Here is a 15,482-nt window from a genome sequence, read left to right as displayed (position 1 = left end):
TATGTGTCAGTCCTGAGGTTATGCGGTGAAACGCACGCCCGGTTTGGCCCGTTCATCAACCGATAGCTCAAACACATCCGGCCGCGCATAGTGGCCGATCACGTCATAGTCATAGCGCGCCCGCACCAGCTCGTCAGTATCAATCTCAGCCGTGAGCAACCCCGCCTCGCCCCGCAACGGCCCGGCCAGCACATCGCCCATCGGCCCGACAATCACACTGCCGCCGGCAATCAGCGGACGATCCGCCGGCCAATTGGCAATCTCCACACCCAGCTCGTTCGGCGAGGCCTGCACCTGACAGGCGCTGACCACAAAGCAGCGGCCCTCATGGGCGATGTGACGCATGCTGACCTGCCACATCTCGCGCTCATCCACGGTCGGCGCGCACCAGACTTCAATGCCCTTGGCGTACATCGCCGTGCGCAGCAGCGGCATCATGTTTTCCCAGCACACCACCGCACCGAGTTTGCCGACCTGAGTGTCGAGTACCGGCAGCGTCGAGCCATCGCCCTTGCCCCAGATCAACCGTTCGGTGCCGGTCGGCATCAGTTTGCGATGCTTGGCCACCAGCCCCGCCTGCGGATCAAAATACAGCGCCGTGCAATACAACGTGCTGCCGGCACGCTCGATCACACCGATCACCAGATTGGCCCCGGTGCGTGCCGACAAACCGGCCAGTGCCTCGGTTTCCGCTCCCGGCACATCGATGGCGTTGGCGAAGTAGCGGGCGTAGGCCTCGCGGCCTTCGGGCAGGCGATAACCCAACTGCGTGCCGAAGCCCTCACCTTTCGGATAACCGCCGAGCAACGCTTCAGGCATCACCACCAGCGCCGCGCCGGACTCGCTGATCGCGTCTTCCCAGCTGAGGATCTGTTCCAGGGTTTCAGCCTTGCCACCGGGCAAGGCGCCGATCTGCAGGGCGGCGACGATTGATTTGGGCATTGCGGTCACTCCATCGGGTTCAGGTGTTGCCGATTCTGCGGTGGCGCGGGATCATGAATAAAGACCGAATCACTGCTGAATGATATGAGCCATATGAATATCGCAACCGTCGACCTTAACCTGCTGAAAGTCTTCGAAGCCCTGCATGAAGAGTCCAGCGCCAGCCGTGCGGCGCTGCGTCTGGGGGTGACGCAATCGGCAGTCAGCGCAGCGTTGCGCCGGTTACGCGAGGTGTATGGCGATCAGTTGTTCGTGCGCACCGGCCGTGGCTTGGCGCCGACGCTCAAGGCCGATCAACTGAAACCGGTGGTCAGCGAGGCGCTGAACAAATGCCGGCAGAGCCTGGCGATGGTCGACCCAGAAGCCCATCACTACGAGGGCCGTTCAGTCACCGTGGGCCTGTCGGATGACTTTGAAATTGCCTACGGCCGGCGCCTGATCGAAGCCATCGCTCGCAGCGCGCCCAAGCTGCGGCTGATCTTTCGCCAGACACACAGTCAGATCGTCGCCCGCGCGCTGATGGAGCGCAGCATCGACCTGGCGATCACCGCCGGTGGTTTTGCCGAGCGTCTGCTCAGCCGTCAGGTACTGGGTGAAGGGGATTATGCGTGTCTGGTCGATCCGGGCAGTCTGGCGCCCGGCCAACAGAACATCGATTTGCCGGAGTTCGTCACCCGCGAGCACATGCTGGTGTCCTCGGGCGGTTTTATCGGCATCACCGATGAGGGGCTGGCGGCGCTGGGCCTGAGCCGGCGGGTCTGCGCCTCGACCACGCACTTTGCCGCGCTGCCGCATCTGCTCAGGGGCAGCGGCGCGGTGGCAACCATCCCCCGCCATGCCGCCCAGGCCATTGCCGAGCTCAGCGGGCTGGTGCTGCTGCCCTGCCCGCTGGCGTTGCCGCGCTATCCGATCGAACTGGGCTGGCGCACCAGCACGCAGATCGATCCGGTGGTGATCAAGGTGCGTGAGGCGATTGTCGGGTGCTTCAACACCGACTGGGCCGCTATTACTTGTTGGCCGCCATCAGTCGATTGACCTCACTGCGCACCATGTTGGCGAATTCCGGCGGGGACATGCCATCCAGCTCGGCGCGCACCCACTCGGCCCATTTGCCCTTGCGCTTGGAGCGTTCGCCGAACAACCGCGCGGCTTCGCCTTTGGCTTTGCCCAGATTGTTCTGCCAGAGTTCGAACAGACGGGATTTCTCGTCTTCCAGCGCAGCGCGCTCGGCGAGGGATTTGTCGGCCAGATTGAAACTCATGGGGAAATACCTGCTGCGTAAAATGGCGACATCTTACACGCTCGGCGGAAATCTCCCGCGCAGGTTTTTCTTTCGCACCTAAAATCAGTGCAACTTTTCAGTCAGCGCCGCACTCCATTGATCACTGTTCATCCATCTGCAAGGAGTCACCCAATGGCCCGCAAATCCCGCGTGCAAGCCGTCGAAGACCAAATCAAGGATCAGGCGTTCAGCGAACTTCAGGCTTTGATCGAAGAGTCCGACAAACTGCTCAAGAGCAGCGCCTCACTGGTGGGCGAAGAAGCCGAGACCCTGCGCGGACAAATCGCCCTGAAGCTGCAACAGGCACTGGATTCCGTGTCGAGCGTGCGTGAACGCACCAAACCGGCGGTCGAGGCCACCGAGAGCTACATTGGCGGCCATCCATGGCAGACCGTGGCGATTTCCGCCGGTTTCGGTCTGGTGGTGGGCCTGCTGCTCGGTCGTCGTTGATCGACGTCTGACAAAAAACCTGTGGCGAGGGAGCTTGCTCCCGCTGGACTGCGCAGCAGTCCCCCTGTTTTCAAACAGACAAAGGGGGGCCGCTTCACAACCCGGCGGGAGCAAGCTCCCTCGCCATATGTGTTCTATGCCGATTATTCTCCGGCCAATTCGCGCAACTGCGCCAGCGTCTGCTCATCCAGCACAATCCCCTCGGCCAGCGATCTGGCCCGCTGCAAATGCCGGCGATCACCCGGCAAGCGCTTCAACCCCACCCCATGCATCTGCCGCACCAGCTCTTCGCTGCGCTCGGCAAAGCTCTGCCCGGCAGCTTTGCTCGGGTCGATGACGATCAACAGCTGCCCGGTCCACGGGGTCTTGGCCCCGGGATGGTTCGACCAGTCGAACTCGAAGGAGAAATTGCCTCCGGTCAACGCCGCCGCCAGCAGCTCGACCATCATCGACAGCGCCGAGCCTTTATGGCCGCCAAACGGCAACAGCGCGCCACCCTCAAGAATGGCTTTCGGATCCTGCGTCGCCTGCCCAAGACCGTCCACACCCATTCCGGCAGGCAGACGTTCACCCTTGCGCGCGGCAATCTGCACATCACCGTGAGCAATGGCGCTGGTCGCCAGATCAAACACAATCGGCGCACCACCGGCGCGCGGCGCGGCAAAGGCAATCGGGTTGGTGCCGAACAGCGGCCGATCGGCGCCATGCGGCACCACGCAGGTCATGCTGTTGACCACGCTGAGCGCCACCAGCCCTTCTTCGGCAAACGGCTCGACGTCCGGCCACAGCGCCGCAAAGTGATGCGAGTTGCGAATCGCCAACACCGCGATCCCGGCATTGCGCGCCTTCTCCACCAGCAACGAACGAGCAGCGGCCAGCGCCGGCTGGGCGAAACCGTTGCCGGCATCGACTCGCACGAAACCCGAGGCTACGTCCTCGACTTGCGGCACAGCCTGTCCATTGACCCAACCGCTATTGAGTGTCGAAACATAACCGGGGATACGGAACACGCCATGACTGTGCGCACCGTCGCGTTCGGCACCGGCGCAGTTGGCAGCCAGAGTGCGGGCGACGGACGCCGACGTACCGTGGCGCAGGAAAACCTTTTCAAGCAATTGCGTCAGCGCTTCGAGCGAGAGTGTGGACGCAACGGGGGAAGACACGGAATCGTGTGGCGCAGACATCTGAAGCTCCAGACTAATTATTGGAGGGAACAACAGCGTACGAACAGCTTGCCCAGCGATTAACCACGCCCGGTACGGGTGCTGTCAACCGTTGTGGTGCCGGCATGTCGCTGCCAGCACATTGCGCTGCCGCTTGTGCGGTAACTATGTACCACCCGTGCTATCTGCCCGGTCTTTAGTCTCGTGTCTCAATTTACCGGTGCACCGGCCGGTGCCCTGAACGAGACCCGATGATGCCTGCACCCACTCCTCCCCTGCTGCTCCAGCCCATGCTCAACTCCCCCGGATCGTGGCGCGAACTCGGCCACCTCCATCACATGTCCAGCGCTGACTTCCGATGGCTGAGTCACGTGCAACTGGGGACTCATGCCCTGCGCAGTCAGCAGACCCCGCCCATGCTTGCCCAGCGCATCCTGCTCAACACCGAAGGCGCAACAGCGGTGCCGTTGGCGGGCAGCTTCATCCTCAGCGCCACCCCGGATGATCGCGGCATTCTGTTGTACACGCCTTTTGCCGGGCTGAAAAAACATGCCAGCCTCGCCAGCCTGACTGCGCATCTGGAACAGCATCTGAACAGTGCCCGTGAGGACGATCGGCTGCTCGCGCTTCTCGCACTTTCCCAACGCAAACGACTGGCAGAACGGCACGGTATCAGCGTGACCTATCAGCTTATCGAGGGCGATATATTCGAGGATCAACGCGCCGCCATCGAGCACTGCCAGCAGCTCAACGCACAGGCGATGCTCGATGAGCTGATGCAACTGCCCGAGCTTGGCAGCCTGCTCCAGACCATCGTCGACGAACTGCTGACGCCAACGATGCGCGACGTCGACCAGACCCGCACGCGCGTGAATCTGTACGCAACCGCAACCGCAACCGGCCCGGCATCGCCCGACCTTCCTTCACGACGCAAGCTCGAAGCACTGTCGCTTGGCGACGCGTTGCTATTGCACTATCGCCACTCCGGATGGCCGATTGGCCAGACCCATGAGTTTTCGCACTCCGGCCGGACTTTCCTGGCCAGTGATCAGCAACACTGGGAGACAGCCGTCACCACGGCTTCAGGCAAACTGCTGGTGTTGCTGTACCAGCAAATGGAGCGCTATTGGAATGGGCCCGGCACTGACGGGGCCTCGCGACGCGACGTATTTGCGCAGATCATTCGGCAACAGGCGCTGGCGGACTTTTTGCTCAAACGCGAGGCCGGCATCATCGATCAGCGTCAATTCGACAGCCTGCTGACCTCGCTGGGTTTCAATGAAAGTCTGGCACCTCGCGCGGCCGTGGAAACCGTGCGTCTGTGGGAGCACCAGGCAAACTTCGTGGAACTGGCCGGTGCGCTGATGATCGGCCATTCCGACAGCTGCCTGTATACCCCGACTCACGGTTTGCAGGTGCTCAGGGACTACGCAGATCTCAAAGCCATGTTGCTCGGCAAGTTCGCCAGCCCCGGGCATGAAGACGAACTCTATGGTCTGTTGAGTCTCGACGAGCGCCAACGCTTCCTCGGTTTCGACCGGCCGCAGGTTTCCGGCCAATCGATTGCCGGAGACGTGTTCAGCGTCCTGCTCGAGTTGATCATCACCAAGCAACGACAGAACATCGATTATGCCTTGCAGTTGTACCGGCACAGCGACGGCGTCGTGGATATCCGCGCGCTGTTCGACAAGGCCTTGGACATCCGTTCGATGCTCCACGAGCGCCTCGTGCCACTGGATGCCCGCGGACGCTGGAGCATCCGGCCGATGCTCACCGGTAACCCATTGCCCTCAAGGGTGCTGGCAGACACTGCCGCAGCCGAAGTGCGCAAGTTCGCCAGCATCATGCCGACCATCGCCGCAGACTTCGTCGCCCAGCCACTGAGCGTCACGGCGCTGCAGCGCACCTATCTGCTGGGCATCGCCGCGAAACTTGCACACGCCCTGTCTGTCGGCATCAATGGCGAAGCACGGTTGAGAGTCCTGAACGGAACGCTGAGCCGTCATGCGCAAGCCCTGGTCGACACCGTGTTCGATCCGGATCACCCGGATCGCAGCCGCCGCAAGGCACTCAACGGGATTCGGCCGGATGCCTGGTCATTGACGTTACAGGTCGCCGGTGAGAGCGAAGTGCTGCCGCTGGCCAACTGCGTCCTGCTCACGGAACGCGGTGGCCCCGATACGCAGCACTCCGGACGCGCGATCTTGTGGACCCCGGCTCTGGGCCTGGAAGTCTTCCGCTCGATCGAGCAGGCCAGACAGGTTTTGAACCAGCGACTGCTGGATCCGCAAAAACGCCTGGTGCTGCAGGAAAACCTTTCACCCCTGCACCAGAGGTTCCATCAACACTACACGCTGGGACCTTTACAGCTGATCAGCGGCAATGTCCTGCAGGATCGTATCGAATCAGCGATCGAACACTTTCTCCAGCGCTGTGATCAGGTGCGGGGCCGCCAATGGCCAACGCCGCGCGAAACCCGGATCCTCAACACGTTGAGTGAGCAAGTCGTCGAAACCAATCTGCAACGCGCCAGCGCTCTGGCGCAGGCACTCGGCAAGCAGCACTCACTGCCTGCCTGGCTGGGAATGGCCACGCTTGAGGAGCAGCAGTTGCACCTGGAACTGCTGGAACAGTGGCGCCTCAGTGTCATTGACGACGAGGATTATCTCCACGCGCTGCCAACCTTGCGTGATTACATCAGGCAGACGCTTCAAACGCTGTTGAGCAGCCGCTTGCAGAGGCAGGCTCTCGACCCCGAGCAGATCATCGTCACTCCGGCGCTGAGCATGATCGGGTCTGCGATGAGCCTGACCGATTTCGCCTTGAACCATGCGCATATTGCACAGGACACTGCATTCACCCTCAGTTCGAGCACCGAACAGGCGCTGCCGACGGGACTCGACCAGCAAGCGGTCAGAAGCCTGCTGTTGTCCTTGAACGTAGCGACAACATTTGCCGACAAAATCACCAAGGCGTTGTCTGTGGATGGCGTCGACGCCGAACAACGCAAGCAGCGTTTCCTCCGCCAATTACCCTGGCAACTGCTGCAGCATGCCCATCAGCTGCAACTGCAACAACGCTTGTCGACAAAAGCCTTCGACTTGATTTCGCAAGTGCTCGACATGCCCGATGCCGTCGCTCGTGCCACCGTGCAAGGGGCCGATGCCATTGTCCGGCCGTTGGCGCTGATCAAGACCGCCGGGGCATCAGCGATCAGGGCGCTGGGGCTGTACTTGATCGGCCCTGCGGGACAACCCGGCCCTCAGGTGCTTTATGCGCCCTACCATGGGGAGTACGCATTCAGTGAGTTCGAGGACGAGGCGGCAGTGATCGCCGCGCTGAATACGCCGGGCTCACTGCAGGACTTGCTGCTGCGCCGCTTACCGGAAAGTCAACGTTCGATCTTCAGCGCGTTGTTCAAGGCGGGCAGCGGCCGGACGAGCGAAATGACCCTGGCCGCCAATCCGGTCGACGGCAACTTGCTGCTGCAGTTGTTCGACGACAATCTGGCGTTGTTACCCCACTTGCTGAGCAGCCATTCGCTGCCATCGGCGCAGGCGGATTGGGACGCCGCGAAGAATCTGTTCAGTTCAGGCATCCAGCAGATCCGGGGCCTGCTGCCGGGCAAACTCGCCTATGTGCAGTTTCTCTGGCAAAGCTACCGGGATTTTCTGGACTCGGCCGAAGCGTTGCAGGATCACCACTGGAAACGTGCGCTGCAAACCTTTGTCGCCGGCGCAGCGCAGATGATCAGTCTCGGGCGACTGGCACTGGAGTCACGTCTGGAATCTCAAGCTGTGGCAGCGCCGCAAGCACCGCAGCCAACCACGTTGAGCGCTCCCGTCCTTGCACAGACAAAGCCGACCGACCCGTTGCGCACCTCGCTGCAGACATTTGAAGCTTCGACGGTCGCGCTGAAGGATCTGACTCACAATGCAGCCGAAGGCACGTATCAGGACCTGAAAACCAAAGCGACCTACGCCCCCATTGCCGGCAAAGTCTATCCCGTGGAGCGGCCGGGAGCCGTCTGGCAAATCAAGGGCGCCGAGCAGCCAGGTCCGGTGTTGCAACACACCGCTTCCCGGCAACTGGTGCTGGACCCGGATCGCCATACTGTGCATTTCGGCAAAGGCCTGTCGAAAATGTACAACCGCTTTGCGACTGATCGCGAAACCCGACACTGGCTGAATATCGAGGCGCAAGGCATGGACGAAATCCGCGCCAGACACCCGGAAAAGGCGCGCATGATCATCGAGGCGATTGATCTGGCCCGGCATTACGCGTTCAACAGCCTGCACAATCTTGCCCAGCTCAGAAACTACGCGCCCGGTACTCGCCTCGATACTTTTCTCAAAAGCTTTTTTGGCGTGCAACGTCTGGATGCCGACATTCTCGACAAATTGAAGCTGGCCATCGTGCCGATCTGTGATGCCTTGGTCGACCCCACGGAAGACCTGATGAATACCAGTCGCTTTGTCGTCGGCTCGAATAAGCACCGCAACTCGGGAGTCATTGCCTTTGTACTGGGCGAGGATTTGCTCCAACGCGTGCACTTCACCGAGAAGTTCTTCAATCAGGGGCTGGACTGGTACAAAAATGGTCTTACCCAGCCTTTCAATGTCGAAGGGCATGCACGGGCGGCAACGCTGATCCACGAGTTTTCTCACCAGTTCGGCAAGACCGTGGACATCGCGACCCTGGAAGCCCGCCGCCCGTTTACGGATTTGATTGCCACAGTCACCGGCTACGGCGCGGCCCAGAAACAGGCACAAACGCAATTCCAGCGCGAAGCCTTGTCACTGTCCACACCTCGTGAAGAACTGTTTTCGCGCTGGAGCGAAGAATTCAAGGAATGGCTCGATGTCGACGAGACGCCGGGCATGGGTCATGTGCGCAGGGAAATTCTCAGGACCACCCATACCGCGAATCTGGAAGAGGCGCGAACAGCGTTTCTCAGCCCGACGAATGCGCACCCAAGGATCGACACGATATTGAGTAATGCCGATTCCATCGCTTTCCTGATTTGCGAAATGGGCCGCCAACTCGACCCGGTGGTCCAGCCTCACGAAGGGCTCAACTAAGCAAAAAAAATGCGCAGGCATTGGCCTGCGCATGGTTTATCGCGGAATGGAATCAGTCTTTCTGGTCACGCAATACATTGCCCGAGGCGCCGTCGATGCGGAATTCATACACCGAACCGTCGGCCTTGCGACCCTCACCTTTCCAGTAGCCGTCATTGTCGGCCTCGATTTCATAGACTTCGACGTAACCGGCCTTGGTTTTCACGATCTCGATTGCCTTTTCGATGGTGACCCAGCCTGCACCGGGGCGATCGGCCATGGCGGCACCGGCACTGAAAAGAGCGGCGGTGGCAATTGCAGCGGCTAAGGTTTTTTTGATCATTTTTTCACTCCATTTGTGGATGATGTTCCTCGGATGTCCTGTTTTTGGGCGTCTGACAGAAAAATAAGTTCCACTTTGATGGGCAATTGCCATGACGGATGTTCTCGGCGCAACGCCCGCAAGGTTAGAATGCAGCAAATCAGGACGAGTCAATGACCCAAGAATCCCTCTCGGAAGCCGAATACGATGCGATCACCGATGCCGCCGCGCACTGGTGCATGCGTCTGCACGCCGTAGACTGCTCCGCCGAGGAGCGACTGGCTTTCGAGCAATGGCGCGATGCGCATCCGCTGCATGCATTCGAATATGAAGCGATGCTGGAAATCTGGGACGTTGCCGAACACTTGCCACGTCCGCAGACGCCGCCGAGTGTGCCGCTGAATAAACCGCTGCCTGCCTGGCGTCGCTATGCAATTGCCGCGAGTGTCTGTGCGCTGGCCTTGCCACTGGCGGCCTACAGCGGCTGGAACCTGGGCTGGTTGCCCAACAGCTATCAGCACTTCGAAGCCACCGACAATGTCCGTCAGGTCACCTTGAAGGACGGCAGTCAGGTCGAGCTGAACCTCAATACCGAGTTGACCTTCAGCAATTACAAGGACGAACGCCGAGTCACCCTGAAAAAAGGCGAGGCGTTTTTCGAAGTCAGCCATGACCTCTCCCACCCGTTCGTGGTCAGGGCCGGCGAAGGCAAGATCCGCGTGACCGGCACCCGCTTCAATGTCTGGCTCTACGAAGATCAGGTGCGGGTCAATCTGATCGAAGGCTCGGTGCTGGTGACCAGCAACGCCGCCCTGCCCGGCGACGGTCTGCGCCTGGGGCCGGCCATGCAGGCGCAGTACCGGCATGGCGACTACATGCCGCAGATCAGCCAGACCTACGCCAACGACAACGCCCTGGCCTGGCGCAACGGCAAACTGGTGCTCGACAACCTGGCACTCAACGACGCCTTGCCGCTGATCAATCGCTACCTGAGCAAACCGCTGAAACTGGCCGACGCCAACACCGGCACGATCCGCGTCGGCGGCGTCTACAACATCAAAGAACTCGGCGGCCTCGTCAACACCCTGCCCAAGGTGCTGCCGGTCTACCTGACGCGCAATACCGAGGGTGATCCGGTGATCAACTCGATGCCGCGGCAGCCACCGAAGAGTTGAGACACACAAGCAAAAAAAGCCGCTGTCCCCGTTCAGGGAGCAGCGGCTTTTTCGTTCAGGCTGACTTACTGCGCAACCACCTCGGCGCTCTTGCCCGCCACCTCGCGAACGGTTTGCAGCTGATACTGCGGATCAGCTGCGATCTGCTGCTCAGTGAACGGCAGCACACTCCACTGTTTTTTCGAAAATGCCTCGGTCTGATCGCGAGAGTATTTCGACTCCGGGTCACTCGACAGCGAGAACGCCAGCAGCCCTTGAGCGTGCGGGCCTTTGTCGTCGAAGGTCACCACTTGCAGATAGCTGGTGCCGCTGACCACTTCGAGTTTGCCGTCTTCACGCGGCACACTCTGGATCGCGTTGTAGATCCCCAGCGTTCCCGGGCCGCCGTGAATCGCAGTTTGTCGAGCGCCGCTGCTCACCACCTGAATATCGCCCCAGCGGGTTTCAGGCTTGAGGCCCATTTTCTGTGCCGTGGCGGCCGACGCCAGCAGCGCTTCACGCAGTGCCTTGCTCACCGCCGGTTGCTCGATCGCCAGACCGCGTGGCGTGTGTTGCGGGTCTTTTGGATCGAACGGTACGCGCCAGACATCAGGCGACGCTTGCAGCGCCTGCATGATGTTCTGGAAATGCACCAGGCCAATGCCCGAATCCAGATTCGCCCGGCCATCCCAACCCTTGAGACTGACGCAAACCGGCTTCAACGCGGCCGCGTCCGCACCCAGATCCGCAGCGCAGAACTTCAGCAGATCGGGCAGCACCTGAGTCGCCAGATAGACGTTGTCGTCCATCACCATCTGTTGCAGATCCTTCATCGCCAGCGGGCCTTTTTTGCCCAGAGCACTCAGACGCTCCAGCGCAAAGCGCGCACGCAGGCCCAGTGGCTGACCGTCCTGACTGATCAGCGGCGAGAATCCGGTCAGCGGTTGTGCCGGGTTCGCCAGCCACGCTGAATCGTTGGAGTGCTGGACGAAGTCCTCGCGCAACAGTTGCGGCAGCTGGCTGGCGGCATAAATGCCCTTTTGCGCAGCTTGCGGATCGATGTCCCAGGCGCAAGCGCTGTTGGAACCGTCGAGCACGATCATCTGCAAACCGATGCGCGGGTCGCTGCACTTGGCCAGTTTGTCGGCGCTGACGTTCGGCACCACCGACAGGTTCATGTACAGCGTCTGCCCCTTGTCATCCACGGCCAGGGTGTTGACCCAGGGGATGCCCTGAAGCTTGTGCACCGAAACCTGCAGATCCTTGAGGCTCGACGCCTGGTTCATCGCGTACCACTGCGTCAGCACGCGGTCATTGTCCAGGTTGGCGTCGCGCAGGCTGTAGGCGTACTGATGATCCCAGTCGAGCTTGCCCGGCCATTGCACGATCGGGCCGAACTGCGAGCTGTAGACATCGCGCGAGACCGGCACCACTTGGCCGTCCGCCTGTTTGACCTGCACGGTAACGGTCTGCTTGTTCAACGGTAGCGACTTGCCGTCGAGCAGGTAGCGGGTCGGGTCTTTCGGATCGAGTTGCAGGCGATACAGGGTGAAGTGCTTGGACGAATCCACCGTGTGGGTCCAGGCCAGATGCTGATTGAAACCGATGTTGATCATCGGCAGCCCCGGCAAGGCTGCGCCCATGACGTCGAGTTTGCCCGGAATGGTCAGGTGCATCTGGTAAAAGCGCATGCCGCCGACCCATGGAAAATGCGGGTTGGCCAGCAGCATGCCGCGTCCGTTGAACGAGCGTTCGCTGCCGACCGCCACGGCGTTGCTGCCGCGATCCAGGGCGAAGCGCTGCAGGCGCGCATCCGCCAACTGATAGGCCTGCGCATTGCTGCCGAGCTGCGCCGTGGCCTGGGGCGGCGTCGCGCCTGCCAGGGCTTCGGCGAACTGCCCGACACCGCCCTCGACCAGCAGGCGTCGAGTGAGTTTCACCAGATCCTCGGCGGCGATATCACGCACCCATTCCCCCTGGCACTGTTGCGGCAGCCCCTGCTGGCGGCGCTCGGCCAGATAGCGGTTGTAACCCGCTGCGTAACCTTCTACCAGATCGTGCACCTGCGCCGGTTGCGCGTCCCAGAAGGCTTTCACTGCTTCGGGAGTGTTGAGCCAGGTGAAGAACAGATCGCTGACGCGATTCTCGCGCTGTTCGACAGTGAACTGCTCCGGCCCGAAATAGCGCGAGCGCTGGCCATTGACCGTGACGATCTCGTTGGCCAGCAGACACAGGTTGTCCTGCGCGTAGGCGTAACCGATGCCGAAACCCAGACCGCGCTCGTTCTCGGCGCGGATGTGCGGCACACCAAAGGAGGTGCGACGGATATCGGCACTGGCCTGTGCTGCGGGACTGAAGGCATGGGCGGACAGACTGAGTCCGAGAAACGCACCGGCGAGGGCCAGTCCGGTTAACTGTCGGGAAATAATCACACTCGCTCCTGAACGACAAGACAAGGATCGGCGCTTGCGCCGGATCCGCTCTGAAATTGATTCATGCGCCTGGGCGCAAGACGGCTGTTCAGGAAACGAATGCGGGAAAAAAAATTTAGCCCGATTGACGAGGGTGCAATCCACTGATTACGGGAAAACAACGAATAACCGACAAAATTTCTACATATTTCCTTTCATGATTTGTCGTGCTGAAACGTCTTGTTTACTGAGAGCAGTCAAAACGTTTCCTGATCGGGCTCTGAAAAGGAGTAACCCCATGTACAACTCGCAACTACCAACGGACGGTAGCCAGGCGTCACAAGGAGCTGCCATGAGTTCCCGCGCGAGCAGTTTCGCCCCCAGCCCCGAACGCCTGGGTAATGAGCGCATTCGCCTGCTGCTGAAAAGCTTCGGCCTGCGCACCAGCCTGATTCGCCTGAAAGTCATCGACGCCCTGCTGGTCGCCGCGCAAAGCGATCGACGCCTGGGCGTGCGCGGTGTGCACAGCCAGTTGCTGGACCTGGATATTCCGTTGTCCTTTCTCAGCGTGCGCGAAGTGTTGAAACGTCTGTGTGCCGAAGGTGTGGTCACCTTCAACCCGGACAAGAGTTACAGCCTGCATCCACAGGCTGCTGCCGTGCTCAATCACGATTGAAGCGTCCCGCGATCGCCGTCAGGGTTTGACCTTGCGGCGCATCACCCCGTTGATCACCACCACGACCACCGCCACACCCATGGCGATGTACTGGAACATCTTCTGACTGATCATCCCGGCATTTTGCAGCCAGGACAGGCCGAGCATGATCGCCAGCACCGACAGGGCGATCAGGATCGAGTATTTCAAGCGTTGCTTCTGGGTCATTGCGGGTTCCTGAAACTTTCAAATGTATCCGGTTTGTATCCGATTGCATGCCATGCACATACCGTGTTGCGGGGATGGGCGTGGCTGAACGCGGTCTCATGTTACAGCCGATGAAGAGTTTTGGCTTCATGCCGGCGTAACCATGAGGATCCTTGAAATGTTCCGTCGAATCACCTGGCTGATTCCTGTCCTTGCCGTTCTGACCTTGAGCGGCTGCATCATTTTCCCCCACGGCGGCTGGCATGACGACCACCATCGTTATCAGGAAGGCCCCGGTTATTACCATCGTTAGAACAGGATTGTTCGCCTTCCGGTGTGTCTGAAAGCACAGGAAGAGACGCTGTAAAAATCATCTCAGAGCAAACCATGCCCGCCCGCCAGCGGGCATTTTTTTGGCTGCGCGCGACCGTCGATCATGACTGTTCAATGCGCAGGTCGATTCACTTAAATACGCTGTAAGTATTTGAAATTTCATGTCGCAGCAAAGCATTGGATGCTGCAACAGCTCTGCCCCTAGTCTCTGTGAACTTTCTCGCTCACTGAAACAGGGATGTTTATGCAGAGAACCTTGATCGTAATGACGCCCGTGCAGACTATTGGATTCTGCCTGGCCATTACCGCTTTTGAACTGCTCACCTACATGGCCAGCGACATGATCATGCCGGCCATGTTGACGGTGACCGGCGAGTTCAATGCCGATGCCCGCCACGTTCCCAATGCCTTCAATCTGTACCTGCTGGGTGGCGTGTGCCTGCAATGGTTGATCGGCCCGCTCTCGGATCGCTACGGCAGACGCCGGCTGCTGTTGCTCGGCTGTGCGCTGTTTGGTCTGGCGTGCAGCGCGGCGGTGATGACGCAGCGCATCGAGGCCTTCAACGCATTGCGCCTGATTCAGGGCATGGGTCTGGGGTTCGTCGTTGCCGTCAGCTATCCGGCGTTGCAGGAAGTGTTCTGCGAGGCCGATGCGGTGCGGCTCATGGCGTTGCTCGGCAATGTCGCGCTGCTGTCGCCGCTGCTTGGACCGTTGCTCGGCAGCCTGCTGCTGGAATGGCTGAGCTGGCGGCAGATGTTTCTGGGTCTGGGGCTGGCCAGTGCCGTGGTCTGGCTCGGTCTGCTGGCCTGGATGCCGGAAACGATAGGCGTCACGCGCCGCGACGGCCAGCAGCAGGCCCCGGCGGCGTTTTCGCTCACGCAAGTCGGCCGGGGCTACCTCACACTGCTGCGCAATCGCCGATTCGTCGGCTGCAGCGTGGCGCTGGGCCTGATGAGCCTGCCACTGATTGCCTGGATCGGACTGGCGCCGGTATTGCTCATGCAGCGCCTGGAGCTGTCTGCACTGGCGTACGGCGTGTGGCAGATCCCGGTGTTCTCGGCGGTGATCGTCGGCAATCTGCTGCTGGATCGATTGCTCGCCAGACACACACTGGTCCGGGTGATTGGCTTGGCTCTGTGGCCGTTCTGTCTCGGACTGCTGATGCTGATCGGCGCGGCCCTGAGTTCGGCGGCACTGGTAATGGCCGTCGGCGGACTGTCCCTCTATGCGCTGGGACTGGGCATGAGCAACGCTGCGTTGTACCGGCTGGCGCTGTTCTCCAGCCCCGATGGCAAAGGTCTGGTCTCGGCCATGATCGGCATGCTGTCGATTGCCGTAATGGGCCTCGGCGGCTCGCTCATCGCTACCGTTGGTGGCGGCGACAATCTGCAATCCTTCTGCCTGTTCGCAGCCCTCGGCGGCCTGCTGTGCCTGCCCCTGCTCTACCGCATTCTGCGCCACCACCCTGCGGCACCCGCCGCGTCCAACGTACATCAATAAGG

At 60.7% G+C, this 15,482-nt stretch carries 13 protein-coding genes; 7 read left to right on the top strand and 6 right to left on the bottom strand.

All coding sequences use genetic code 11. From position 1 onward, the window contains the following. Positions 1 to 18 precede the first annotated feature (18 nt). Positions 19 to 942: a carbon-nitrogen hydrolase family protein gene (locus PMI25_RS27680; RefSeq protein WP_007961872.1), complete on the bottom strand. Its 924-nt coding sequence runs from the start codon at positions 940 to 942 to the stop codon at positions 19 to 21. A gap of 84 nt (positions 943 to 1,026) precedes the next feature. Here PMI25_RS27680 and PMI25_RS27675 point away from each other — a divergent pair, with 84 nt between their 5' ends. Then, on the top strand, positions 1,027 to 1,977 hold the full coding sequence (locus PMI25_RS27675) for a LysR family transcriptional regulator (RefSeq protein WP_007961871.1): 951 nt from the start codon (positions 1,027 to 1,029) through the stop codon (positions 1,975 to 1,977). Here PMI25_RS27675 and PMI25_RS27670 read toward each other — a convergent pair. Then, positions 1,949 to 2,203, bottom strand: coding sequence for a hypothetical protein (locus PMI25_RS27670; protein WP_003224595.1), 255 nt, complete (start codon positions 2,201 to 2,203; stop codon positions 1,949 to 1,951). The genes PMI25_RS27675 and PMI25_RS27670 overlap by 29 nt on opposite strands. Before the next feature lie 153 nt (positions 2,204 to 2,356). Between PMI25_RS27670 and PMI25_RS27665 the strand changes: the two genes are divergently transcribed. Then, the gene (locus tag PMI25_RS27665) at positions 2,357 to 2,674 is read left to right on the top strand and encodes a DUF883 family protein (RefSeq protein WP_007961870.1); all 318 of its coding nucleotides are present in this window, start codon (positions 2,357 to 2,359) and stop codon (positions 2,672 to 2,674) included. A 143-nt stretch (positions 2,675 to 2,817) separates the two neighbouring features. On the opposite strand, the gene PMI25_RS27660 is transcribed toward PMI25_RS27665, so the two are convergent. After that, positions 2,818 to 3,858 (bottom strand): Ldh family oxidoreductase, encoded by a 1,041-nt coding sequence (locus PMI25_RS27660; protein WP_007961869.1) that lies wholly within the window; start codon positions 3,856 to 3,858, stop codon positions 2,818 to 2,820. A 233-nt stretch (positions 3,859 to 4,091) separates the two neighbouring features. Between PMI25_RS27660 and PMI25_RS27655 the strand changes: the two genes are divergently transcribed. Then, entirely contained in the window at positions 4,092 to 8,918 is a 4,827-nt protein-coding gene (locus PMI25_RS27655) for a DUF6543 domain-containing protein (RefSeq protein ID WP_045122224.1), read from the top strand. A gap of 52 nt (positions 8,919 to 8,970) precedes the next feature. On the opposite strand, the gene PMI25_RS27650 is transcribed toward PMI25_RS27655, so the two are convergent. Beyond that, the gene (locus PMI25_RS27650) at positions 8,971 to 9,240 is read right to left on the bottom strand and encodes a PepSY domain-containing protein (RefSeq protein WP_007961867.1); all 270 of its coding nucleotides are present in this window, start codon (positions 9,238 to 9,240) and stop codon (positions 8,971 to 8,973) included. A gap of 152 nt (positions 9,241 to 9,392) precedes the next feature. Between PMI25_RS27650 and PMI25_RS27645 the strand changes: the two genes are divergently transcribed. Continuing rightward, positions 9,393 to 10,394 (top strand): FecR family protein, encoded by a 1,002-nt coding sequence (locus tag PMI25_RS27645; RefSeq protein ID WP_007961866.1) that lies wholly within the window; start codon positions 9,393 to 9,395, stop codon positions 10,392 to 10,394. Positions 10,395 to 10,459: 65 nt separating this feature from the next. Here PMI25_RS27645 and pvdQ read toward each other — a convergent pair whose 3' ends face one another. Beyond that, positions 10,460 to 12,805 carry a bifunctional acylase PvdQ gene (pvdQ, locus tag PMI25_RS27640; protein ID WP_007961864.1) on the bottom strand — a complete coding sequence of 782 codons (2,346 nt, stop codon included), beginning with the start codon at positions 12,803 to 12,805 and terminating at the stop codon, positions 10,460 to 10,462. Positions 12,806 to 13,082: 277 nt separating this feature from the next. On the opposite strand from pvdQ, the gene PMI25_RS27635 reads away from it, so the two are divergent. Further along, positions 13,083 to 13,460, top strand: coding sequence for a fe2+ zn2+ uptake regulation protein (locus PMI25_RS27635; RefSeq protein ID WP_045122207.1), 378 nt, complete (start codon positions 13,083 to 13,085; stop codon positions 13,458 to 13,460). Between the two features lie 18 nt (positions 13,461 to 13,478). On the opposite strand, the gene PMI25_RS27630 is transcribed toward PMI25_RS27635, so the two are convergent. Then, complete coding sequence (locus tag PMI25_RS27630) at positions 13,479 to 13,667, bottom strand: hypothetical protein (protein WP_007961862.1); 189 nt, start codon at positions 13,665 to 13,667, stop codon at positions 13,479 to 13,481. Positions 13,668 to 13,824: 157 nt separating this feature from the next. On the opposite strand from PMI25_RS27630, the gene PMI25_RS29790 reads away from it, so the two are divergent. Together PMI25_RS29790 and PMI25_RS27625 are read left to right on the top strand one after the other, a co-directional pair. After that, on the top strand, positions 13,825 to 13,959 hold the full coding sequence (locus PMI25_RS29790; protein WP_007961861.1) for a hypothetical protein: 135 nt from the start codon (positions 13,825 to 13,827) through the stop codon (positions 13,957 to 13,959). Positions 13,960 to 14,223: 264 nt separating this feature from the next. Further along, the gene (locus tag PMI25_RS27625; protein WP_007961860.1) at positions 14,224 to 15,480 is read left to right on the top strand and encodes an MdfA family multidrug efflux MFS transporter; all 1,257 of its coding nucleotides are present in this window, start codon (positions 14,224 to 14,226) and stop codon (positions 15,478 to 15,480) included. Positions 15,481 to 15,482: the final 2 nt, after the last annotated feature.

It is taken from the genome of Pseudomonas sp. GM30 (assembly GCF_000282275.2).
GTDB lineage: Bacteria > Pseudomonadota > Gammaproteobacteria > Pseudomonadales > Pseudomonadaceae > Aquipseudomonas.
This window is presented reverse-complemented; position numbering and strand designations above follow the sequence as displayed.

What these genes read in the sequence shown, in the direction of transcription:
- PMI25_RS27630 (WP_007961862.1), bottom strand. Translation starts at nt 13,667, where the DNA reads ATGACCCAGAAGCAACGCTTGAAATACTCGATCCTGATCGCCCTGTCG.
- PMI25_RS27635 (WP_045122207.1), top strand. Translation starts at nt 13,083, where the DNA reads ATGTACAACTCGCAACTACCAACGGACGGTAGCCAGGCGTCACAAGGA.
- PMI25_RS27675 (WP_007961871.1), top strand. Translation starts at nt 1,027, where the DNA reads ATGAGCCATATGAATATCGCAACCGTCGACCTTAACCTGCTGAAAGTC.
- PMI25_RS27680 (WP_007961872.1), bottom strand. Translation starts at nt 942, where the DNA reads ATGCCCAAATCAATCGTCGCCGCCCTGCAGATCGGCGCCTTGCCCGGT.
- PMI25_RS27655 (WP_045122224.1), top strand. Translation starts at nt 4,092, where the DNA reads ATGCCTGCACCCACTCCTCCCCTGCTGCTCCAGCCCATGCTCAACTCC.
- PMI25_RS27650 (WP_007961867.1), bottom strand. Translation starts at nt 9,240, where the DNA reads ATGATCAAAAAAACCTTAGCCGCTGCAATTGCCACCGCCGCTCTTTTC.
- PMI25_RS29790 (WP_007961861.1), top strand. Translation starts at nt 13,825, where the DNA reads ATGTTCCGTCGAATCACCTGGCTGATTCCTGTCCTTGCCGTTCTGACC.
- PMI25_RS27645 (WP_007961866.1), top strand. Translation starts at nt 9,393, where the DNA reads ATGACCCAAGAATCCCTCTCGGAAGCCGAATACGATGCGATCACCGAT.
- PMI25_RS27660 (WP_007961869.1), bottom strand. Translation starts at nt 3,858, where the DNA reads ATGTCTGCGCCACACGATTCCGTGTCTTCCCCCGTTGCGTCCACACTC.
- PMI25_RS27665 (WP_007961870.1), top strand. Translation starts at nt 2,357, where the DNA reads ATGGCCCGCAAATCCCGCGTGCAAGCCGTCGAAGACCAAATCAAGGAT.
- PMI25_RS27625 (WP_007961860.1), top strand. Translation starts at nt 14,224, where the DNA reads ATGCAGAGAACCTTGATCGTAATGACGCCCGTGCAGACTATTGGATTC.
- PMI25_RS27670 (WP_003224595.1), bottom strand. Translation starts at nt 2,203, where the DNA reads ATGAGTTTCAATCTGGCCGACAAATCCCTCGCCGAGCGCGCTGCGCTG.